Origin of the sequence: Acinetobacter sp. YH12068_T, from assembly GCF_024606005.1 — a bacterium.
Lineage (GTDB): Bacteria > Pseudomonadota > Gammaproteobacteria > Pseudomonadales > Moraxellaceae > Acinetobacter > Acinetobacter amyesii.
The window spans coordinates 1588979-1612116 of record NZ_CP094555.1 but is presented as its reverse complement, the minus strand read 5'-3'; the positions used below and the strand labels follow the sequence as shown (position 1 = coordinate 1612116).

24 protein-coding genes and 2 pseudogenes are annotated in these 23138 nt (G+C 42.1%); 4 read left to right on the top strand and 22 right to left on the bottom strand.

The genetic code is table 11. From position 1 onward, the window contains the following. Positions 1–3: 3 nt before the first annotated feature. The 10 genes from paaK to paaA form a co-directional block, all read right to left on the bottom strand. Positions 4–1296, bottom strand: coding sequence for a phenylacetate--CoA ligase PaaK (gene paaK, locus MST18_RS07815; protein ID WP_180133890.1), 1293 nt, complete (start codon positions 1294–1296; stop codon positions 4–6). 46 nt (positions 1297–1342) lie between these two features. Next, positions 1343–2563, bottom strand: a complete 1221-nt coding sequence (pcaF, locus tag MST18_RS07810; RefSeq protein ID WP_180133891.1) for a 3-oxoadipyl-CoA thiolase — start codon at positions 2561–2563, stop codon at positions 1343–1345. Between the two features lie 10 nt (positions 2564–2573). Then, on the bottom strand, positions 2574–4121 hold the full coding sequence (locus MST18_RS07805) for a 3-hydroxyacyl-CoA dehydrogenase (RefSeq protein ID WP_180133892.1): 1548 nt from the start codon (positions 4119–4121) through the stop codon (positions 2574–2576). Between the two features lie 3 nt (positions 4122–4124). Beyond that, the gene (gene paaG / locus MST18_RS07800; RefSeq protein ID WP_180133893.1) at positions 4125–4916 is read right to left on the bottom strand and encodes a 2-(1,2-epoxy-1,2-dihydrophenyl)acetyl-CoA isomerase PaaG; all 792 of its coding nucleotides are present in this window, start codon (positions 4914–4916) and stop codon (positions 4125–4127) included. Then, entirely contained in the window at positions 4916–5686 is a 771-nt protein-coding gene (locus tag MST18_RS07795) for an enoyl-CoA hydratase-related protein (RefSeq protein ID WP_180133899.1), read from the bottom strand. Before MST18_RS07795 ends, paaG begins: the two co-directional genes overlap by 1 nt. A gap of 25 nt (positions 5687–5711) precedes the next feature. Continuing rightward, positions 5712–6770, bottom strand: a complete 1059-nt coding sequence (paaE, locus tag MST18_RS07790; RefSeq protein ID WP_180133894.1) for a 1,2-phenylacetyl-CoA epoxidase subunit PaaE — start codon at positions 6768–6770, stop codon at positions 5712–5714. 61 nt (positions 6771–6831) lie between these two features. Further along, complete coding sequence (paaD, locus tag MST18_RS07785) at positions 6832–7332, bottom strand: 1,2-phenylacetyl-CoA epoxidase subunit PaaD (protein ID WP_180084976.1); 501 nt, start codon at positions 7330–7332, stop codon at positions 6832–6834. Between the two features lie 27 nt (positions 7333–7359). After that, positions 7360–8115: a 1,2-phenylacetyl-CoA epoxidase subunit PaaC gene (gene paaC / locus MST18_RS07780; RefSeq protein ID WP_078193736.1), complete on the bottom strand. Its 756-nt coding sequence runs from the start codon at positions 8113–8115 to the stop codon at positions 7360–7362. Positions 8116–8130: 15 nt separating this feature from the next. After that, positions 8131–8421, bottom strand: coding sequence for a 1,2-phenylacetyl-CoA epoxidase subunit PaaB (gene paaB / locus MST18_RS07775; RefSeq protein ID WP_078193737.1), 291 nt, complete (start codon positions 8419–8421; stop codon positions 8131–8133). 37 nt (positions 8422–8458) lie between these two features. Next, positions 8459–9403, bottom strand: a complete 945-nt coding sequence (gene paaA, locus MST18_RS07770) for a 1,2-phenylacetyl-CoA epoxidase subunit PaaA (protein WP_111884663.1) — start codon at positions 9401–9403, stop codon at positions 8459–8461. Between the two features lie 262 nt (positions 9404–9665). Between paaA and paaZ the strand changes: the two genes are divergently transcribed. Continuing rightward, positions 9666–11780, top strand: a complete 2115-nt coding sequence (gene paaZ, locus MST18_RS07765) for a phenylacetic acid degradation bifunctional protein PaaZ (protein WP_180133895.1) — start codon at positions 9666–9668, stop codon at positions 11778–11780. A gap of 302 nt (positions 11781–12082) precedes the next feature. Beyond that, a complete protein-coding gene (locus MST18_RS07760) occupies positions 12083–13468 on the top strand; it encodes an MFS transporter (protein ID WP_180133896.1) in 1386 nt (461 codons plus the stop codon). Positions 13469–13668: 200 nt separating this feature from the next. On the opposite strand, the gene MST18_RS16630 is transcribed toward MST18_RS07760, so the two are convergent. From MST18_RS16630 to MST18_RS07750, 3 genes and pseudogenes are all read right to left on the bottom strand, one after another. Continuing rightward, positions 13669–13806 carry a hypothetical protein gene (locus tag MST18_RS16630; RefSeq protein WP_373692668.1) on the bottom strand — a complete coding sequence of 46 codons (138 nt, stop codon included), beginning with the start codon at positions 13804–13806 and terminating at the stop codon, positions 13669–13671. Then, positions 13786–14139 (bottom strand): annotated as a pseudogene (locus MST18_RS07755) (transposase family protein); the annotation flags it as partial. The pseudogene MST18_RS07755 and the gene MST18_RS16630, both read right to left, overlap by 21 nt. Next, on the bottom strand, positions 14087–14482 hold the full coding sequence (locus MST18_RS07750) for a transposase family protein (RefSeq protein ID WP_257250367.1): 396 nt from the start codon (positions 14480–14482) through the stop codon (positions 14087–14089). The gene MST18_RS07750 and the pseudogene MST18_RS07755, both read right to left, overlap by 53 nt. Positions 14483–14783: 301 nt before the next feature. Here MST18_RS07750 and MST18_RS07745 point away from each other — a divergent pair, with 301 nt between their 5' ends. Both MST18_RS07745 and MST18_RS07740 read left to right on the top strand, forming a co-directional pair. After that, positions 14784–15020: a VF530 family DNA-binding protein gene (locus MST18_RS07745; protein WP_078193741.1), complete on the top strand. Its 237-nt coding sequence runs from the start codon at positions 14784–14786 to the stop codon at positions 15018–15020. A gap of 128 nt (positions 15021–15148) precedes the next feature. Beyond that, positions 15149–15847 (top strand): DUF1826 domain-containing protein, encoded by a 699-nt coding sequence (locus tag MST18_RS07740; RefSeq protein ID WP_180133358.1) that lies wholly within the window; start codon positions 15149–15151, stop codon positions 15845–15847. A gap of 43 nt (positions 15848–15890) precedes the next feature. Here the strand turns inward: MST18_RS07740 and MST18_RS07735 are convergent, their stop codons facing one another. The 9 genes and pseudogenes from MST18_RS07735 to MST18_RS07695 form a co-directional block, all read right to left on the bottom strand. Continuing rightward, positions 15891–16100 carry a hypothetical protein gene (locus MST18_RS07735; protein WP_180133359.1) on the bottom strand — a complete coding sequence of 70 codons (210 nt, stop codon included), beginning with the start codon at positions 16098–16100 and terminating at the stop codon, positions 15891–15893. 188 nt (positions 16101–16288) lie between these two features. Next, positions 16289–16438 (bottom strand): annotated as a pseudogene (locus tag MST18_RS16625) (cation transporter); the annotation flags it as partial. 194 nt (positions 16439–16632) lie between these two features. After that, entirely contained in the window at positions 16633–18036 is a 1404-nt protein-coding gene (locus MST18_RS07725) for an amino acid permease (protein WP_180133360.1), read from the bottom strand. Positions 18037–18249: 213 nt separating this feature from the next. Beyond that, positions 18250–18888 carry an ATP-binding cassette domain-containing protein gene (locus tag MST18_RS07720; RefSeq protein ID WP_180133361.1) on the bottom strand — a complete coding sequence of 213 codons (639 nt, stop codon included), beginning with the start codon at positions 18886–18888 and terminating at the stop codon, positions 18250–18252. Then, a complete protein-coding gene (modB, locus tag MST18_RS07715; RefSeq protein WP_180133362.1) occupies positions 18875–19573 on the bottom strand; it encodes a molybdate ABC transporter permease subunit in 699 nt (232 codons plus the stop codon). The genes MST18_RS07720 and modB overlap by 14 nt, the downstream gene beginning before the upstream one ends. Positions 19574–19576: 3 nt before the next feature. Then, positions 19577–20338 (bottom strand): molybdate ABC transporter substrate-binding protein, encoded by a 762-nt coding sequence (modA, locus tag MST18_RS07710; protein ID WP_180133363.1) that lies wholly within the window; start codon positions 20336–20338, stop codon positions 19577–19579. Between the two features lie 9 nt (positions 20339–20347). After that, on the bottom strand, positions 20348–21598 hold the full coding sequence (locus tag MST18_RS07705) for a molybdopterin molybdotransferase MoeA (protein WP_180133364.1): 1251 nt from the start codon (positions 21596–21598) through the stop codon (positions 20348–20350). Beyond that, positions 21595–22518: a bifunctional molybdenum cofactor biosynthesis protein MoaC/MoaB gene (moaCB, locus tag MST18_RS07700; protein WP_180133365.1), complete on the bottom strand. Its 924-nt coding sequence runs from the start codon at positions 22516–22518 to the stop codon at positions 21595–21597. Before moaCB ends, MST18_RS07705 begins: the two co-directional genes overlap by 4 nt. 51 nt (positions 22519–22569) lie before the next feature. Continuing rightward, on the bottom strand, positions 22570–23136 hold the full coding sequence (locus MST18_RS07695) for a molybdenum cofactor biosynthesis protein MoaE (protein WP_180133366.1): 567 nt from the start codon (positions 23134–23136) through the stop codon (positions 22570–22572). Positions 23137–23138: the final 2 nt, after the last annotated feature.

Here is a 23138-nt window from a genome sequence, read left to right as displayed (position 1 = left end):
CATTTAAGCGGATTGTCGAATATCAAAAACGCGCTGCGCTTTGCCTTCAGAGCGAGGTAAACTCCCTTCATTCAGCACTTCAACACTCACACTAATCCCCACCATGGTTTTAATCTGTGATTTTAATTGGTTTGCAAGCTGCGTCGCCAATTGAGGACTGCTATCTTGACGCATTTCAGTGCAAATATGCAATGTATCCAAGTGACCTTGCTTACAAATATGAATCTGATAATTGGCAATTAATTGTGGAATTTGCAAAATTTGCTCTTCAATTTGCGATGGGAACACATTCACACCACGAATAATCATCATGTCATCGCTGCGGCCCACTATTTTATCCATACGACGCATGGTACGTGATGTGCCTGGCAGTAAACGTGTCAGATCACGGGTACGATAACGAATAACCGGCATGCCTTCTTTGGTAATTGTCGTGAATACCAATTCACCCAGTTCACCATCTTGCACCACTTCGCCTGTTTCAGGATTGATAATTTCTGGATAAAAATGATCTTCCCAAATGGTTGGGCCATCTTTGGACTCTAAACATTCCATTGCCACCCCAGGACCCATGACCTCAGATAAGCCATAAATGTCTAAGGCATTAATACCTAAACGCGTTTCAATTTCTTTACGCATTTCATTGGTCCAAGGTTCAGCACCAAATACACCAGTTTTAATAGAACAGTCTTTGGCTGAACCAAACTTTTTCTCCAGGGCTTCAATGATATTCAAGCAATACGATGGTGTCACCATAAGTGCTGTTGGTTTAAAATCGTGAATTAACTGCGCTTGTTTGTCTGTTTGCCCGCCTGACATTGGAATGACAGTAGCACCCAAACGCTCTACGCCATAATGTGCACCTAAGCCACCGGTAAATAAACCATAACCATACGACACTTGAATGGTGTCTTTACTGCTTAGCCCTGCAGCACGCAGCGATCGTGCGACTACGTCCGACCAGATATTGATGTCATGTTGGGTATAGCCAACCACCGTCGGTTGACCTGTGGTGCCCGATGAAGCATGTACGCGCACAATTTGCTCTTGAGGCACCGCAAACATGCCAAATGGATAATTGTCACGTAAATCTTTTTTGGTGGTAAAAGGAAATTTTGCTAAGTCCTCAAGATGTTTAAAATCATCCGGATGTACACCTGCTTCATCAAACTTTTGCTTATACACCGTGCTGTTATGATAAGCATGATTGAGCGTCTTTTTTAAACGCTCAACTTGCAGTTGACGTAATTCATCTACAGATGCGGTTTCGATGTGTTCCATTGCATTTTTATTCATTGTCTTACTCCTTACGCAGTCATCGCGACAGCTTGTTTTATGTCAATCAATTACGTCCTGAATTGATATTTTCGAGTATTAAGGCAACACCTTGCCCAACGCCTACACACATGGTGCACAGCGCATATTTTCCTTGTTGAATTTTCAGTTGATGCATTGCGGTAAGGACTAAACGTGTACCACTCATGCCAAGTGGATGGCCCAAAGCAATGGCACCACCATTTGGATTGATACGTGCATCATCATCCGCTAAACCCAGTTCACGAATCACAGCTAAAGCTTGTGCTGCAAAGGCTTCATTGAGTTCAATCACATCCATTTGCTCTAAAGTTAAGCCCGTTTGTGCTAAAACTTTACGCATTGCAGGTACAGGCCCAATACCCATATAACGCGCTTCTACACCAGCACTTGCAATCCCTAAAACTTTCACTTGGGGAGTTAAACCATGCTGCTCAGCAAAGGCGTTATTACCTAAGAGTAAACATGCAGCACCATCATTGACACCTGATGCATTGCCTGCTGTGACCGAACCTCCTTCTTTACGAAATGGTGCTTTAAGTGCATTTAAAGCCTCTAGTGTGGTTTCTGCACGTGGATGTTCATCGAGAACAACATGCACTACACCTTTTTTGCTTTTAATCTCAACTGGTAGAATCTCACGCTCAAAGCGACCTTCAGCCTGTGCTTTTGCGACTTTTTGCTGACTGTTGTAGGCAAATTGGTCTTGATCGGCACGGCTGATATTGTATTTTTCTGCCACGTTCTCAGCGGTTTCTGGCATGCTGTCCACACCAAAATTGGCTTTAAATGCAGGATTGATAAAACGCCAACCAATCGTGGTATCAAAAATTTCAGGTGTACGGCTAAATGCACTCGTCGGTTTAGACTGAACAAAGGGCGCACGTGACATGTTTTCCACCCCACCCGCTAATACAAACTGCGCTTCACCTGATTTAATAGCACGCGAAGCAAGACCAACTGCATCAAGACCTGAAGCACATAAACGGTTTACGGTAATGGCAGGTACACTGTCAGGTAAACCGGCAAGCAAGCTTGCCATCCGTGCCACGTTACGATTGTCTTCACCCGCTTGGTTGGCACAGCCGAGAATCACTTCATCGACCTCCGTCCAAGGCAAATTTGGATGTTGTTGCTTCAAATACTGAATCGGCAATGCAGCCAAATCATCGGTACGAATACTACTTAAACCACCGGCATAGCGCCCAATTGGGGTACGAATCCCATCAAAAATAAATACGTCTTGCATCATTTTATCCTTAACTGGCAGCGCGTAATGGCTGCTGCGTTGACACATGTCCTTGTGCCGCTTTTTTTAATAAATATAGATTAGGACGATAACGCTCTTCACCATAAATACGATACAGATTTTGCAAAGTCTGTAAAATAATGTTGTATCCTAATTCTTGTGCCCATTGGAATGGTCCTTTAGGATAATTCACAGCAAATTTCATGGCTGCATCAATGTCTTGTTCAGACGCAATTTGATGTAAAACGGCCTCGCATCCTTCATTGACCAACATGGCAATAGTGCGCAGTACATATAATCCTGGATGATCCTGTGACCAAATCGGAATAATATTTAGACCGATAAACAACTGTTCAATCGTTTTTTGATCTATCGCTGTACACGCTGGTGAAGCTGTAACTGCAATGGCTTTGGCTTGTGACCAATCGCCATGCCAATCCATCAGTACCACTTTTTGTGATGCATAATCAATTTCGGCAGATTGCCCCATTGATAAACGTAAAGACACATCACCGATGAGAATTTCAGCCATTGGCGCCGCTTCAATACGCAGATGAATATGTAAAGATTGTTGCAATAGCTCGATCAAACCCTGTGAATGTGACCAATCACCTTTGACCACCACCTCAATTTTTTCAGGTGATTTACTGTAAATCACAGGGAGTTGATACACTTTTTTAGAATGTTCTGTTCGATAGTCATAAAAACCCTGTTGAGTTTTGCGACCGAAACAGCCTGCATCGACTAATTCTTTTTGAATTAAGGATGGACGATAACGCGGTTCATCAAAAAAGGCATCATAGACACTCTGTGTGACAGAAAAGTTAATGTCTTGGCCAATTAAATCGGTCAGCTCACACGGCCCCATCGAAAAGCGTCCACATTCACGCATGATAAAATCAAGCTGCTCAGGCGTGGTCGCATTTTCCTGCAGGGCACGAAATCCTTCCGCATAATAAGGACGTGCAATACGATTGACGATAAACCCTGGGGTGGATTTGGCACGTACTGGCACTTTTTTCCATGCTGTCATCAAGCTGACTAAAGCATCAGAAATTGCTGGGTCTGTTTTTAAGCCTGCAATCACTTCCACTAACTTCATCACTGGTGCTGGGTTAAAGAAATGCAAACCGACCACGCGTTCTGGATGTGGAATATTGGCAGCTATCGCAGTAATCGAGATTGAAGATGTATTGGATGCAAAGATCGTCTCAGGCGAGCAGATATCAGCAAGCTGTTGAAATAGCTTCTGTTTAACGTCTTTGTTTTCTACAATCGCTTCTACAATCAGTTGGCTGTCTGCTAATGCGTGTAAATCCGCTGCCACGTTTAAATTGGACAAGGTCAGTTGCAAGAGATCAGCCGCCATTTTTCCGGCATCTACACGTTTTTGTAATTGCTGTTTTAGTGCAGCAAAAGCACTTTCTACACGTTGTGGATCGACATCATACACATGGGTCGGATGGCCATGCATGGCCGCCAATTGTGCAATGCCGATGCCCATGGTACCGGCACCAATCACTGCCACAGGGGCATGCTGTAAGTGAAGTTCTGCCATGATTTAGTATCCTGTATATTGTGGTGTACGTTTTTGCATAAAGGCTTGTACGCCTTCACGATAGTCACTGCTACGCCCTGCTAAACGCTGTAAATCACGTTCTAAAATCAATTGCTCATCGAGGCTATTAGCTGCTGCAGCATGAATGGCTTTTTTAATCAATGACAAACCATAAGTGGGTTGTGTCGCTAAATGTTCTGCCAATTTGCTGGCTTCGGCTTTCAGTTTTTCGTCTTCAACCACTTGCCAAATCATGCCCAATTGTTGTGCTTGCTCAGCAGGAATCTTATCGCCAAGCATAGCCAAAGCCATTGCTTGTGCACGACCAACCAAACGTGGCAAAAACCATGTTCCACCCGAATCTGGAACTAAACCTAAACGACAAAAGGCTTGAATAAAGGATGCTGATTTTGCAGCCAGTACAATGTCACACGCCAAAGCAATGTTGGCACCTGCACCCGCTGCTACACCATTCACTGCACACAGCACTGGTTTCGGCATTTCAGTAATCAGTTTGATCAGTGGGTTATAATACATTTCAATCGAGCGGCCTAAATCAGGTGCATCGGCATTTGGATCAACCACGCGGTCACTTAAATCTTGTCCCGCACAAAAACCTCGACCTTCCGCAGAAATCACCACTGCACGAATCTCAGCATTTTTTGCCCATGCTTTGAGAACTCCTGAGACTTCTTTGTGCATAGTTTCATTAAAGCTATTAAGTTGCTTTGGACGGTTAAAGGTTAAATAACCGACTGCATTTTTTTCTTCGACAATAATTGTTTGGTAATCCATTACACACCTCTAAATGCGGGTTGTCTTTTTTCTAAGAAAGCTTGAATGCCTTCCTGACGATCTTGGGTTGCTGCCAACCACACAAAATGTTGACGCTCGAGTTTTAAACCCTGGCTTAGGGTCACTTCATGAATACTTTTTAGCGACTGTTTAATCACACGAATCGCTAGGGGTGCTTGCTTGGCAATTTTTTCTGCCAATTCAACGGCATATTGCACCGTTAAAGCTGTTGGGCAAATTTGACTGCTGATCCCGTGTTGCAATGCGGTCTGGGCGCTGATCATTTCACCTGTCATTGCCCAACGCATACACAGTTGCTGACCGACGAGACGTGCCAAACGCTGTGTTCCACCTGCCCCGGGCAACATGCCTAAACCAATTTCTGGTAAAGCAAATTGTGCATTTTCACCACTCAACACAATGTCACCATGCAATGCCAATTCAAAACCTGCACCTAAGGCATAACCGTTGACGGCCATAATTAAAGGCTTTGAAAAATCATCAATCCGCTTCCACAACTGTGGTCGTTGATCCTGTTGAATGCTGACCACATCAAGTTGGGCAAGCTCATTCAAATCCGCACCTGCAGCAAAGCATTGTGAATGACCTGTAATCACGACTGCACGCACTTCACGGTCTGTATCTAAGGTTGTTAGATAATCCGCGAGCTCTTGCAATGTGGCATTGTTTAAGGCATTGCGTTTTTCAGGGCGATTCAGTTCAATGAGCACCACACCGGTTTTTGGAGAACTACTTTTTAGATATTGCATGTCAATACTTTCATTCCACACGGCGTTATTCATCAAAACTTAAGCGTACATTGGCAGTGGTTGGACGGGCTTGGCAGCTCAAGACATAACCTCTTGCAACTTCATCCTCTTCAAGACTGTAGTTGATGGCCATCTCGACTTCACCTTCAAGTACCTTACACTTACAGGTGGCACACACCCCACCTTTACAGGCATAAGGTAAATCTGCACCTGCACGTAATGCGGCATCGAGGATGCTGTCATCTTGTTTTGATACCTCAATGATCAACTCACGACCATCTAAAATAATGTTGACCTTTTCTTCACTACGTTGCGCAACTTGTTGTGCTGATGCTTTTGTAGTCGTACCTGTATTAAAACGTTCTGTATGAATCTTGCTGCGCTCAATGCCTAGTATCGGCAAAATTTCCTCAACGGCCGTCATCATCTCTTCTGGACCACAGGCAAAACAGTGATCGGTATCTGTACGAATCAAACCGGCTTTGGCCAACTGCTGGAGCTTTTCAGCATCAATACGACCGTTAAAGATCTCGCTGTCATTCAATTCACGTGAAAAAATATTCACCAATTGCAAACGCTGATGAAAGCGATCTTTAAGATCCATGATTTGTTCAGCAAACATGGTTTGTTTCCATGAACGATTGCCATAAACCAGTGTAAATGTGGCATCTTGCTGACGATTCAGCACTGATTTCACGATGGATAAAATTGGCGTAATTCCACTGCCTGCAGCAAAGCCTAAATAATGTTGTCCACCGACTTTTGCTGCTTTTTGGAAAAACACCCCTTGAGGTGGCATCACCTCTAACACATCCCCTACTTTGAGGTGTTCATTTGCCCATGTTGAAAATTGACCTTGATCAATTTTTTTAATGGCAATACTGATATCTTCTTGCACATCGCTACAAATCGAATAGCAACGACGAATTTCACCTTGCTCTGTGAGATGGCGAATAGTCAGGTGTTGACCTGGTTGATATTGAAACGCTGAGGTTTGTTCATCTTGCACAGCAAAAGAAATACAAATGGCATTTTCCGTTTGCGGCTGGATTGATTTAATGGTTAAGGGAATAAATTGACTCATTGTTAAAATCCTTCTTTTATTTTATTGCTGTGCTGTTCAGCGCACATCGATGTCCATTAGATTAAATACATTTAAAGTAATCAAAGGGTTCTAAGCAGTCTTGGCAGCGGTATAAGGCTTTACATGCAGTAGAACTAAACTCGCTTAACAGCTGTGTATTTACACTGCCACAATGTGGGCAAGCCACGCCATCCGTCAGCGCCACATGCGTACCACACAGATGAGATGAACCTTGTGGTGGTGCAATACCGTATTCACGTAGCTTTTCTTTACCTGATTCACTCATCCAATCCGTGGTCCATGCCTCAGATAAATCCACCACCACTTTGACAGGGTGAATGTCATGCGCCAACAACGCTGTTTTGATTTCGTCTTTGAGTAAATCAGTGGCAGGACAACCGCTATAGGTTGGGGTCAAACGCACCACAATCTCTTGGCTTGCATTGATTTCTACACCACGAATCATGCCCAAATCCAAGACCGATAACACCGGAATTTCTGGGTCAGACACCTGTTGTAAAATCTCCCAACATTGCTGCTCAACGTGTTGAATTCGGTTCATGTCACTCACTCCCTGTGAACGCTGTGATTACCACACCATCTCTGGATAGCTGCGTTGTAAATATTGCAACTCGGCAAGGACATAACCTAAATGTTCAGTATGCAAACCTTGCTTGGCACCGCTACGGTAGGCTCCCTCTTGTGGTAGTTGAAGCTCGAAACGCGTTAATTCCGATTGAATAAGTTCTAACCATTTCGCAGGCAATATTGTTAAGTCAGGAACAATGCCGGCTTCTACCAATTGTTTTTCATCGTTAGTCAGTGCAAATAGCTCTTCGGTGAAACGCCACAATTGATTTAAACCATGTTGCACCTTGTCATGCGCTTCTTGCGTACCCAGGCTTAAACGTTCCATCCAAGCTGTTGAAAAACGTTGGTGATATTTCACTTCTTTGAGAGACTTAATCGCAAAGGCAGACAGTTCGGCATTGTTGCTATTGCTTAACGCGGCAAATAACAAGGCATGATAATGATCCATTAACCATTGACGTACGATGGTCTGTGCAAAGTCGCCATTGGGTTGTTCACAGAGCAGTAAATTGCGATATTCACGCTCAGTTCGGAAGTACGCTAAACGATCTTCATCACGTCCTAAACCTTCAATACTCCCTGCCAGTGAAAGCGCAGTACGTGCCTGACCTAATAAGTCCAAGCCAATATTCGCAAGTGCAATATCAAGCTCAAGTTCAGGTGCATGCCCACACCATTCCGCTAAACGATGTGACAAAATCAGTTGGCTGTCACCAATGTGTAATAGAAATTCGGATAAAACTTTATTGGTCATGCTGTGATCCTCCAATTACATATGCTCAATGCCGTGTGGAATATTGTAAAAGGTTGGATGACGGTAAACCTTATCCAAATGTGGTTCAAAAAACTCCGCTTTTTCATCTGGTTGTGAACAAGTAATTAACTCAGATTTGACCACCCAAATACTGATGCCTTCGTTGCGGCGGGTATACACGTCACGCGCATTTTGTAAGGCTATTTCATCATCCGGTGCACGTAAACTCCCAACATGGCGATGACTTAAACCTTGTTTGCTACGCACGAAGACTTCGTATAAAGACCAATTGTTTTTGTTATCCATGATTGAACTCCCTGTATGTTATTAATGACTTAAATACTTATGCGATTTTGCGCGTGTCATTGAATTGCTGTTGTTTTTTGGCATAGCTTGCTGCTGCATCACGAACCCATTTGCCGCCTTCCCATGCTTTACGACGTGCTTCAATACGTTCATGGTTGCATGGACCTTTACCTGCGATCACATTAAAGAATTCAGTCCAATTCACTTCACCAAATTCATAATGCCCGGTCTCTTCATTCCACTTCAGGTCTGGATCTGGCACAGTTAAACCAAGCTGTAAAACTTGTGGCACGGTGTTATCCACGAATTTTTGACGTAAGGCATCATTACTAAACAGCTTAATTTTCCAATTCATGCTTTGTTCACTGTTCGGTGAATTGTCATCACTTGGACCAAACATCATGAGTGCAGGCCACCAAAAACGATTGACTGCATCTTGCGCCATTTGTTTTTGTTCAGGTGTGCCTTCTGCTAAACGCATCATGGCTTCAAAGCCTTGACGTTGATGGAAACTTTCTTCTTTACAAATACGCACCATGGCACGTGCATAAGGACCATACGAGGTACGGCACAAAGCAACCTGATTGACAATTGCCGCGCCATCGACCAACCAACCAATGGCTGCGACATCTGCCCAACTTAAGGTTGGATAATTAAAGATTGATGAATACTTCATGCGACCTGCAATCAGTTTATCCATCATATCGTCACGATCTGCGCCTAAGGTCTCAGCTGCGCTATAGAGATATAACGCGTGACCTGCTTCGTCTTGTACTTTGGCAAGTAATACCGCTTTACGTTTTAAGGTGGGCGCACGTGTAATCCAATTGCCTTCTGGCAACATACCAATCACTTCAGAATGTGCATGTTGTCCAATTTGGCGAATTAAAGTTTTACGATAAGCGTCTGGCATCCAATCCTTTGGCTCAATCGATACATTATTGACAATGTTGTCATCAAATCTTTGTTGTTGCGTGTTCATGTTGTCTCACTTATCCCAAGTGTTATTAGATTCAAATTAATACGATACAAAAAATAATTCAATTGATTTTTATTGGTATCATATAAATATTTTTAACACCTATTAATAAGATATTGTTTTTATTTAATTAATATTTTTTTCATACTAAAAAATAATTTTTTTAACAGGGAATTTGATTGACAATCTGTTTTTTTGAATGCAATTTATGAAACACATATTATAAATTTAATATTAACAACGTATCATAAATGGAGTTATATCGATGTTGGATCTTGAGCAAAATTCACAAGACAATACCATTTCAGTGGATGGCAAATATGAGCCATCGGAATCTTTACTGCGCTTAAGTTCATTGGTTCTTGGACAAGAACACGTTGCATCAGTAGACTTACGTACAGTATTTCACGCCATTTCAGGTCAAGCCATTTACCAAGTCAGTAGTCATGGCATTGACACTCAAGCCGTGGTGCAATATGCCAAAACGCATGGTTCAAGTGTTGCCAATTGGACCTTTCATCAACGTGCCAATGCATTAAAGCAAATTGCACAGTACTTATTGGAACGTAAAGAAGACTACTATGCCCTTGCCGCAGCAACGGGCTGTACACGTAAAGATGCGTGGATTGATATCGAAGGTGGTATCGGCACATTATTTGCCTACTCAAGTTTAGTCCGCCGTGAGCTGAGCGATGAAAAAGTTTGGATTGAAGATGATTTTATTCAACTGTCTAAACACGGTTCATTTGGTGCCAAGCATTTACTGAGTCCCAAAGCCGGCGTAGCAGTACATATCAATGCCTTTAACTTCCCGATTTGGGGCATGTTGGAAAAAATTGCACCGACTTTATTGGCGGGTGTGCCGTGTATTGTAAAACCTGCAACAGAAGGTGCTCAGTTGACCCATGCGGTGGTGAAAGCCATTCATGAAAGTGGTTTCTTACCTGAAGGTGCATTACAGCTAATCTGCGGTCAAACCTACGATCTCTTTGAACATTTAAATGAACAGGACACCGTGACATTTACTGGTTCTGCCTCAACGGGACAAAAATTACGTGCACATCCGCATTTAAATGCCTATTCCATTCCATTTAGTATGGAAGCGGATTCAGTCAACAGTGCCATCCTGACAACCCAAGCCTCAGATGAAAGCATTGATTTGTTTGTCCGTGAAATTTTCCGTGAAATGACCACCAAAGCCGGACAAAAATGTACCGCGATTCGCCGGGCATTTGTCCCTACGGCTTTATTAGAGAAGGTGCAACAGCGTTTGATTGAGAAGCTAAAAAAAGTCGTGTTGGGTGATCCAAGCCAAGAAGGTGTGACGATGGGTGCTTTGGCGAGCTATAAACAAAAGCTCGATGTTGCAGAAAAAGTCGAAATATTGGCACAAGATGCTGACATTATTTTTGGCAGTCATTTACGCCAAGATATCACGGTAAATGGTGCATATCATGAAAAATCAGCCTTATATCCACCTACAGTCTTACTTTGCCGTCAACCACTTGATGCACAACACGTCCATCAGGTTGAGGCCTTTGGCCCTGTGGTCACACTGATGCCGTATAGCACAGAAAGCGAGTTGGTAACCTTAGTCGCAAAAGGTGAAGGCAGTCTTGTGGCGTCCATTGTACGCAATGCGGATGAAAATATTGAAAGCTTAGTCGCAAAAATTGCACCATGGCACGGTCGCCTGCATATTCTAGATACCGAAAGTTCACGTGAAAGTACAGGTCATGGTTCCCCCCTACCACTTTTAGTCCATGGTGGACCTGGGCGTGCGGGTGGTGGTGAAGAATTAGGGGGCTTACGTGCGGTGAAACACTATATGCAACGTACAGCACTGCAAGGCTCACCGAATGTCTTAACCCAAATTGGTCATCGCTGGACAGCAGGTGCACAAGTCTTTGAAGATCGCGTGCATCCATTTAAAAAGTCATTTGATGAACTGCGTATTGGTGAGCGTTTACTAACAGCACGACGCACCATTACCGAAGCAGATATCGTTAATTTTGGTGGTTTGAGTGGCGACTATTTCTATGCACATATGGATAAAATTGCCGCTGCAGAATCATTGTTTGGTGAACGCGTTGCGCATGGTTACTTTATTGTATCTGCAGCAGCTGGTTTATTTGTAGATGCCGCAGCAGGCCCTGTTATTGCCAATTACGGTATGGATAATTTACGTTTTGTAGAGCCCGTCAAAATTGGCGACACCATTCAAGTGGAACTGACCTGTAAGCAAAAAACACCAAAAACCTTGCGTGATTCAGAACAAAAACCTCACGGCGTGGTGGTGTGGGACATTAAAGTGAAAAACCAACGTGGTGAATTGGTTGCAACCTATGACATCTTAACGCTTGTCGAGCGTGATGCATAATTTCGACTCAACCAAAAAAGGAATCAATATGATTCCTTTTTTTTATATTATAGATTTATCTGTATCTTTTTTTTGTAAATAACATTGACGAATAATGAATTTCAACCTAAATTCGATTAATGATACTTTTTAAAACTAAAATAAATAATAAATGTATCAAATATATTTCAATAATAGCTTTGCACAGGAAGTTGCAAAATGAATGACAAAACAATGGTTTTAGAAACAGTTGGTTGCATCAAGCAACCTGCCATTTTAATCAAAGTAGGTAGTTATATGGACATGAATAAAAGGAATTTCGCATGAATAATTCGCAAATAGAAATGAATACACCAGAACTTGCAATGGATATCCCCGAACAATCGAGGACACAGAAAATTGCTTTAGCAACCATCGTTGGTACCACCATCGAGTGGTATGATTATTTTATTTATGCTGCTGTTGCAGGTTTAGTTTTTAACCAACTTTTTTTTACACCTGCCGGACCTGCTTTCGGAACTCTATTAGTCTTCGCCTCGATTGGTATTAGTTTTATTTTCAGACCATTTGGTGCCTTTATTGCAGGTTACTTTGGCGATAAATTAGGACGTAAAGCTGTACTCGCTATGACTTTGCTTTTGATGGGTGGGACAACGACCATGATTGGTTTACTTCCAACCTATGAGAATATTGGTATCGCAGCTCCGATTATTTTAATTTTATTACGTATTTTACAAGGTATTTCTGCAGGTGGTGAATGGGGTGGAGCTGTATTAATGGCTGTTGAACACGCTCCTACCAAAAAACGTGGCTTATTTAGTTCATTTCCACAGTTAGGTGTACCACTAGGTTTGTTACTTGCATCCTTTGTTCTGGTGATTATGACCGCTTATGTTTCTCCTGGTGACGCATTTTTAGAATGGGGATGGCGCGTACCATTTTTACTCAGTATTATTTTATTTGGTTTAGGCTATTGGATTCGTCGCTCAGTTGAAGAAAGTCCAGTGTTCGAACAATTAAAAGAGCGTAAAGGCACAGCAAAAAAACCAATACGGGAACTATTTTCTGAGTATAAACAACTTATTTTAACAGCTTCCCTTCTTACTGCTGGTACAACTTCACTAGGTTATATGACAGCAGGCGGTTTCATTCAAAGTTTTACTACTAATCCAAATGGTATGGCGTTAGATCGACCAACAATTTTGAGTTTAGTCTGTACTTCTGCAGTCATTTGGACATTCTTTACTTGGCTTTCAGCAGTCATGTCCGATAAATTTGGTCGAAAACCTATTTATATTTTAGGTTCAATCATCCAAATTTTAACTGCACTATTCTTATTCCCATTGGTTAGCACTGGTGAATATGTATACATTATGCTTGGTTTAGCAATACTCGCTATGGGAATTGGAATCACCTATGGTGTGCAAGCTGTTTATTATTCTGAACTCTTTCCTGCATCTATTCGATTCTCTGGTATTTCGATTACTTATGCACTGGGTTCAATCATTGGTGGTGCATTTGCTCCCCTGATTGCTGCAGCTTTAATCACTAAAGCTAACGGCATTTTCTTGGTAAGCACCTATCTGACGGTTATGGCTGTTATTGCTTTCATTGCAATCTGTGTACTTAAAGACCGCACAGGTATTACACTGGAACCAACCGATGAAGCTGAGAATGCACAAAAGAAATCGCCATTTGTTTGGAAATAATCTTAGCGTTTAGATTTTTAAAATGACTTGCACATGATGTCATTAAAAATAAGACTTGACTCGGACTTTTCAATCCGAGTTTTTTCTTGACTGATGCTTATAAATTTCTGCATATACTAACAGTCAAAAGAAGTATAGGCTGACTAACTAAAAATGAATTGTTTAAATTAATTATTTTATGAATAGACTTCTTTCATAATTCATTTTTTGCTCAGCTCTAAATTATAGATTCCCGCAATTAAATTGAATCTTAAGCCCAGTCTTTTTCCTCGATTACGATATCGCTCGGCAAGGATTTTGAAAGTTTTTAAACTACCAAATACATGCTCAACCCCAATTCTTCTTTTGTTGATTTCTTGATTATAGATTTTTAGTTCAGGATCCAATTTACAGCGCTTTTTTGCTTTTAATGGCAACAAGCTATTTGGATACACTGCGTAAATCCCTTAATAGCCTTTATCTGCAAGGATAAAGGCACCTGCCGGAATCTGATGTAAGTTTCGTTTGAAGAGTTCGAAATCATGTACAGCACCACGATCAGTGCATAAACTCATAATTTGCTGAGTTCTATAATGAATGATGGCCTGAACTTTGAAAGTATGTGCCTTCTTTTTGCCACTATAGCTTTTCTTCTGTTTTTTTAGGTCTTTGTATTGGAATTTCTGTGGCATCAACAATCACCACGTTCCAGTCGATGCCTTCGCCCTCAGGCAAATGCTTCGGTAAATTAAATAAATTGGACTTGATCAGGCAGTCCTCTACATGACGGACAATTCTTGAAGCAGTCGGCTCTGACACACCATAACTTGTTGCAACATGGAACAAGGTTCGGTATTCGCGCCAATAACTTAAGCACAGAAGGATTTGATCTTCTATGCTCAATTTAGTTGGTCTACCTTTAGCAGGAACATGCATTTTCAGTTGTTCAACCATTAAATCAAAGGTTGACCATGATATGCCGGTGTATCGCTTAAATTGTGTTTCAGAAAGCTTCTTTGAACCGATATATTTCATCCGCAGATTATGCATGAATATTTAAAATTCTTCGGTACAAATAATCAGCAAGAGACTGTTCGTTTTTTGATTTATGAAAGAGGCTTAATGTTAATTCTTCTTTTATTAATTTTACGCTTATAAATCTCATACCCAAGATCTTATCTAGAGTGTTTCTTTGTTTTTAAGAAATTTTAGTCTTGCAAAATGGCTTCGGAAATATGTTAAATATTGAATATGAATCACATTTCAGTTCAAGCTCCCACTTTTTTCAACTCGCTCAGGTTATAATGATCGTCTCCCAAAATACGATTGATCTAATATGAGCACCTCCAATGACCCTTTACACGGCAAAAAACTTGCTGACATCTTGGATGAATTATTGGATTACTACGGCGGTTTTGAGGGCTTAAGCCGTAAAATTGAAATTAGATGTTTTTGCATAGATCCAAGCGTTAAATCATCACTACGATTCTTACGTACTACACCTTGGGCACGTGAAAAAGTAGAAAGCTTATATTTGTATGTCTTACGCCAAAAAGCCAAACAGAAAGCATAACGATTAATACCTAAGCTCAAATAATCTTGTATAGCAGTTTGTGTTTTAAGATAAAATGAAACTGCTGAATCCTTCTAGCTATTCCTTGCACGCAGTATTTTCGCCTCAGATTTAATTCGATCCCTATTATGAGCAATCCTTTTTCCCAGCATCCTCAAATTGGTGTAGTTACTACATTTTCTGAATTGATTCATCGTCATTTCGAAGGTCAAATGAATGCGCTTTGCTGGCAACGTAGCTTACAAGGTGACTTTAAAGAAGTAGTCAAAAAACTCGAACTGATTGAAAATATTACTGAAGTTTCTATAGATGATCTGATGGAATTAAAGCTTTCAGCGCAAGGTCATTTAGCTAGAGAAATCATTTTAAATGACATGCAACAATTAACAGTATTTGGTGCATCACCCTCGCTGAATTTGCTTAAATGTTATGAACGCGATGATGAATTCGATTTCATCTCAACCGATGTTTATTCTTTTCATGTTGATCGATCACCCATCGCTACCGATACCTTTTTATGTACGTATTATGGTGCTTCTAGTGATATTGTGCCAAATGATCAAGTCACACAAAAAATCTTAATTCCTGAAATACGAGAGCAACTCAAAGCTTTATACGATGGCCATGACTCAGAGTTTGATGACTTTTTAAAGGAATATTTTTTTGATTTACATTATCAACTCAAAGACAATGCTGTGCCTGTAAATTTAGGCAATGGTCATCTATGGCGTTTAGCGGTGGATCATCCTACACAGCCAGTTTTACCTTGTGTGCACCGCGCACCTGTTGAAAATGCAGGTGAATATCGGCTTATGCTGATTTGCTGATTTTAAATATTGATAAATCCTGAGTCCATACGATCCATTCTGTCTAATGAATGAACCATAATTGAGATCGAGCTGAATTAAGGCAGCGGTAAAGCACTGGCAGTAGCCAAATATCTGTTTGTGCTTGGTAGTTTTGTACTTTGGCAAATGCAGATTCAAAACTACTGACATTTTCGGCAAACGTACTTTGTAAGGCCGTCGAAATACCGACAGCTAAGCCTAGACGTATAAACGCCGTAAAATATAAAGACATGATTTTTCCCACTCATTTATTAATAAAAGTGGCGGGAATTTTTTAGGTTACCCCGCCATTAGCGGGGCATAAACAGGAGGAGGTGTTTGCAGTAATAAATCAGGGGCTTGATAAAGATTCTTCCAAACAAATTTTGGCGAATATTCAGATGCTTGATGCAACGAATGCTATGGATTGGTTTCACTGCTGACGCATAAGGTATTTTGATGATGACCAAAATGATAGCTTTGAACAACTTGGGTTTGCACTTCATGCACACAGAAAGCGGCTGCCACGTTCCAAAGGCTTTGGAACATGAACAATCCGACTAAGACTGTTATCCATGTCGCAGAACGCATATTGTATCAATCAAGAAAATTTTAACGATTATAAAGCTTGGAGTCGGTCGAAGGTCAAGTGAATCTTTGAATTTGTCTTAAAAATGGATTGCCATAGAGATATAACGTAACGCATTCGCTTTAATCCCCTGACACGGCACATTCTAAAGACAATCCATTGGTTCATGATTACGATTTTTATCAGCGAAACTTTTTTAATTTAGTTCGGAATCATTCTTCAACTTAGCTTTTCTTGTCACCACTATGCCGCAGAGAACTACCAATGTCGTAACACCTAAAGATAATGAAGTCTCATAACTGTAGGCTGGAGATAAAAACATATAGATCAGCACACTTAAAATCACAATAATGACAGCCCATGTCAGCCATGGAAATAGCCACATTTTAAACGCAACCTCAGTTCCATTTTTTTCGATTTGTGTTCTCAATTTAAGCTGTGAAAATGCAATCACTAAATAAACCAATAAGGCAATTGAACCTGTTGTAGACAGTAAAAATCCAAATACTTGGCCTGGAAATAAATAATTGACTGCACAGCAAATTAAGCCCACTACAGACGATGCCAATACTGCAATTGCAGGCACACCAGAGGCATTAATTGATGTGACCCATTGAGGTGCTTCTTTGCGTGTCCCCAATGAAAATAGCATCCTTGATGAACTATAAAGTGCAGCATTCATACAACTTGCAACCGCAATAAAGACTACACTATCAATAATCAATTTTGATTGAGGGACATTTAAACTGACCAAGACATATTGGAAAGTGCCTAATTGTTGTAATTGTGGTGAACGCCAATCTACCAGTGCAACCGTTATAAAAATTGAAACCACAAAAAATAAGATGACCCGATACAGTACTAAATTGGTTGCACGTTTAATTTTTTGTTCAGGATCTTTTGATTCTGCTGCAGCGATAGACAGTATTTCTACACCAAAGAAAGAAAATGCTGAAATCAATATTGCTGAAAGTACACCACCCAGGCCATTTGGCATAAATCCATCATTTTTAAACAGATTTTCTACACCACTTACATTAGGTGCTAAGGGCCAAAACCCCAATATGGCGGTGAGTCCAATGGCGATAAAAATTATAATAGCCAAGACTTTTATCAGAGAAAACCAAAATTCAAACTCACCAAAACTCCGAGTACTAAAAAAGTTCGCTAAACTGAGAAGCACAATAAAGAATGTCGCAAATACAGCACTTGATATTGAAGGAAACCATGCATGCAGAATTTCTGCACCAGCGATTGCTTCAATTGGAATAACTAAAACCCAAAACCACCAATATAACCATCCGATGGTAAAGCCCGCCCAAGGCCCAATGGCTTTTCTTGCATAGGTTGAAAATGAGCCGGTGTCAGGTTGAGCTACAGCCATTTCTCCCAACATTCGCATGATTAAAAAAACCAAAATACTGGTAGTAATATAAGCAAGAACGGCGGCAGGCCCTGCTTTTGCAATCGCAGCAGATGATCCAACAAACAGTCCAGCACCAATTACACCACCAATACTGATCATTGTAATATGCCGATTAGATAGCCCTGCACCCAGTTTTGCAGTTGAATTATGTGTGGCTAAGCTATCATCATGCATCGATTAGATTCCCTGTCTGCACGGTCAGTCGTACAAATCATTATTTCCAAGATCATTAGGAATAAAAAAGGGAAAACGCTGTGTTCTCCCTTGTTTTGTAACAATTTAATCTAGAAAATGAGTTTTTCATAGTTCTAATCAAAATTTTAAGATGCAGCTTAATACCATTTTTTTATCTAATTCACTGTTATTACTTATATAATTTATATTTATTTAAAAACTTATTTGACCATTTTCTAGATACAAAATATGGGCTTTTAAATAATCTAACTCATCGCCATGATGCGTAACATATATCATTGGCAGCGCCAACTGTTCTTTCACCGTGTTTAAAAATGGCAATATTTGATCTTTCAGCCTGCGGTCCAGTCCTGTCAGCGGTTCATCTAACAGCAGTAAGTCAGGCTGTGACAGCAATGCGCGTCCTATGGAAACGCGCTGCGCCTCACCGCCAGAAAGTTCATGCGCCCGCCGTTTGAGCAGTGGCTGTAACTCAAGCAGATTAGTCACTTGCTCAAATTTAAATTTCGCATTTTCCTGAGCGCCTATGTTCTCCGCATATTGCAGATTTTGCTGCACATTCATATGCGGAAAAAGCCATGCTTTTTGAAAAATCAGCGCAATACTGCGTTGATGCATCGGCACGTTAATCTTCTGCGCCGTATCGAACACATCACGCTGATTCAGCGATATATAACCTTGCTGCGGCTGCAGCAAACCAACCAAATTTTTCAGCAGCGTAGACTTGCCGCTGCCTGATTGCCCCATAATGCCAAGCAGCTGTTCTTGCATCTGCAGCCGAGCCTGCAATTGAAAATCTGCATATTGAAACTGAAAATCACACTGAAGCATGGCCGGCTCCGAGTTTTCGCTGATAGCGCTGTAAAATATAATAATTGGCAATCAATGCGCCAAAAGCCGCCAGCAGTGAAAGGATCACTAAACGCATTGCGGATTCTTCGCCATTGGGCTGCTGTATCAGCGAATAGATAGCAATTGGAATGGTTCGGGTTTCATCAGGAATATTACCCACAAAGGTAATGGTTGCGCCAAATTCGCCTAAACTTCGGCTAAATCCTAAAATGCTCCCGATTAAAATGCCCGGCAATGCCAGCGGCAGGCTAATTGATGCAAATACCCGTAACGGATGCGCGCCTAGTGAGCCTGCAACCTGCTCCAGCTGCTGATTAATCATTTGAAAAGACAAACGGATCGGCTGCACAATCAGCGGAAATGACACAATCATGGATGCTAAAACGGCGCCTTTCCAATTAAAAGCCAGTTGAATGCCCCATTCATTGAGCAGCTTGCCGATCCAGCCATTTGAACCAAACAGCACCAATAGCAGATAACCTAAAACCACCGGCGGTAGCACCATCGGCATTTGTAACAGCGCTTCGACTAAAAATTTCAAATGAAACTCATAGCGCGCCAGCACCCAAGCCAGCCCAATAGCAAATGGCAAGCAAAATACAGTGGCGCAAACGGCAACCTTAGTCGACAGATACAAGGCGCTCCACTCTTCAGGGCTTAGCATGCTTTAGCCCTTCACACCAAAACCATAATGCTTAAACAGCATTTTGCTTTGCGCATGGTCTTTAAGATAACGGTAAAACTTCACGGCCTCAGGTTTAGCTGCGCCTTGCTGTGTTAAAGCCAATGGGTAAATGATGGGTTGATGGGTATGGTTTGGAAAAATCCCGGCTATTTTAACTTTAGAACTGATCAGCGCATCGGTACGGTAAACAATCCCCGCTTGGCACTCACCGCGTTCAACAAAAGCCAAAGCCGATCGTACATCATCTGTCCCGACAATCCTTCCATTCAAACTTGATAGCCAGCCCAACTTGGTTAGGCTTTGTTTGGCATATTTTCCAGCAGGTATAGATTCCATTTGCCCTGTACATAAGTGACCTTTGAATGCCTTGGCAAAATTAAACTGCGGCACGGCTTTAAATTGCATATTCACCGCTTTAGGCGTAATCAGCACCAAATCATTGCTTAGCATGTTGAATACTTGCTTTGCAGGTATTTTCTGTTTTTGCACCAAATAATTCATCCAGTCCACATCTGCTGAAAAATACAAATCACTTGGCGCACCCGCTTCAATCTGTTTGGCTAAAGCAGATGACGCGCCAAATACCGGTACAATTTTGATGTCTGGATTCTGTGCCTGATATTGCTTTGCAATATCGCTGATAGCATTGCTTAAACTGGCTGCAGCATAAATTTTGAATGTTTCCGCCTGAGATGCGCCAGCAATGAAGCTCAGTCCTACTGCTAAAATAAATTTGAATCGCATAGCAAACTCCTAATGCTGAATAAATACGCCTTGAAGAATTTGTCCTGCTTGCACAGACCGCCCTGCAGGAATCCGAACAATGCAATTGGCTTGCATTAAATTGCTCAACATATGCGACTGCTGTTTAGACAGGCTGGTTAGTTGAAGCTTGCCTTGCTTATCAAAGTGCGCCGACATTCTTAAAAACCGCTCACGTGCATCTGCTTTTAGGTCATGTGTCATGACTGCGCTGAACCAGTCCAGCGCAGGTGTTTGACCTTGTAGGGCTTTCAATAATCTATCTGTATAAATTTGCATGCCGACATAGACTGCAGCGGGGTTGCCCGGCAGTCCGAGTAAATAACAGGAACTGCTGTCAGGACGTCGATATTGTGCAAACAGCATCGGTTTGCCGGGTTTTTGTTTCACTTTCCAGAAAATTTGCTGAAAACCGATGTCCAAGGCTGCCGGCCGAACAAAATCATAATCACCGACAGATACGCCGCCAGTCGTTAAAATTAAATCAAAGCTATCTTTTAAACGGTTGAATAAATCTAAAACCGCCTGTTTTTCATCTGCAATATGAATCACTTCAACTTGGACGTGCTGCGACTGAAACCATACTAAAATCAGCGGCGCATTGGCATCAAATATTTTACCAGCACGGTAATCTTCTATATTTTGCGCAACTTCATCACCTGTAATTACGACCGCAATTTTCGGATAGGCAAAAACTTCGCAGTGTGAAATACCAGCCATACTGAGCGCTGCAATTGATCCAACCGTCAGCTTTTGACCACGCGCTGCTAAACATTGTCCAAATGAAATTTCCTCACCTGCATCTCGAATATCTGCATGCGGGCTTAAGGCTGCAGTCAGTTCAATCTGCTGTCTATCCGCCTTTACAATTTCTTGCCGCGCTACAGTTGCCGTGCCTTCAGGTATCGGCGCGCCGGTAAATATGCGGACAGCTTGCCCTGCTTTTAAGCTTATTTGAGCCGTTTGCCCTGCGCGGATTTCTCCAATCAGCTTAAATTGCGCGCCGAGTTTAATTTCACCCGCTGCGCAAATGGCATAGCCATCCACTGCGCTTTGCGCAAATAAAGGCAGCTGAATTGGTGAATGCACATCTGCCGCCAAATAACGGCCTAAAGCGTGCTGAAGCGCCAAAGTTTCATGCGCTAAACTTTGCGTATGTGTCTGAATCAGCGTAAGCGCTTCGTCCACTGAAATCAGTCCAGCCTCGGCCCCGCAGCCTGCGTGCAATACGGCTTGGTTCATTGGTAGCCTCCTGCATGCGGAATATTCTTCTGCACATCAAATAGATGCACCAAGGCAGGTAAAATGGCAATCAATGATTCTTTTGCGCCTTGTCTGCTGCCCGGCAGTGTAATGACTAAACTGTCATCAATATAGCCGGCAACACCGCGGCTGAGGGCCGCATAAGGGGTGCGTTTCTGCCCAAAACTGCGGGATGCTTCCATCAGCCCTGGAATTTCCCGTTTTAACAGCGGCTGAATGGTTTCAACGGTTAAATCTTTCTGGCCTAGACCTGTACCGCCCACGGTCAAAATCAGCGGATATTGCGTCTTATGCTGTTCAATAAGAGCCAAAAACTGTTCAGGACTGTCCGGTATCACTTGATAGCTGATGTTGCTGAAGTTTGCTTCTTTTAAAATTTCGAGGACATTTTGCCCTGCAGTATCTGATTTTTTACCGGCAGCAACCGTATCTGAAAGCACAATAATCGACGCCGATAAGCTTTCTTTCAATACACGGGTAAAATGTGATTTACCCCCTTTTTTCTTTTGCAGTTTCACCTGATCTAGGCATAAATCTTCAGGCTCACAGTGCGGTTTCAGCATGTCATACAGCGTTAAACCGGCAAGACTGACCGCAGTTAATGCTTCCATTTCCACACCCGTTGGGCCAATGGTTTCGACCACAGCACTGATTTCGACATGCGCCTCAAATAATTCATATTCGACATCTGCACGGTAGATCGGCAGCGGATGACACAGCGGAATGAGTTCATCTGTGCGTTTTGCGCCCAATATACCTGCAATCCGTGCGGTTTTCAGCGCATCGCCTTTTTCTGTATTGCCATTACGCAGCAGTTCAATGCAATGTGGCGGCGCATGCAGAATTCCAGTTGCAATGGCTGTACGGTAACTTTCCGCTTTCATGCTCACATTTTTCATTGCTTTGTCCTTATCTTATTCATTTGCGTCTGCAGTATTAAATTTGGAGTTTTATAGGTGCCATTGGTAAATATTGGCGTTCAAATGCATGGTCTGATGGCTGTTTTGATGTGCATGTTCACATGACTCGCCATGAATATGAGCATGCTGCGCTGCATGACTTGTCGCCTTGGGCACATGATCTTTACGAATACAGCAGCCCTCTACATATTGGCTGCTGCCGTCCATATAAAACTCTTCTTTCCACACCGGTACTTCATGCTTAACCCGTTCAACCGCTTCTTCACAAGCTGCAAAAGCCTCACGGCGGTGCGGCGCATAGGCCATTGCGATAATGGCCGTATCACCGACCTGCAGCGCGCCAATACGGTGTACAACCCGTACATATGACACGCCGTATTTGGCTTGAATTTCCTGCTCAATTTGACGGATCATTTTTTCAGCCACAGGCACATAAGCGGTATATTTCAAAGCTTTTACCGCTTTGCCTTCATGGTGATTACGCACCGCGCCAATAAATACACCTATACCGCCACATTCAGGAAATGCCTCAATGCTGTCAAAATCAGCTTGGCTGAATACCGTATCTTGTATGCGTGAAATATGCTTGAGCTCCATAT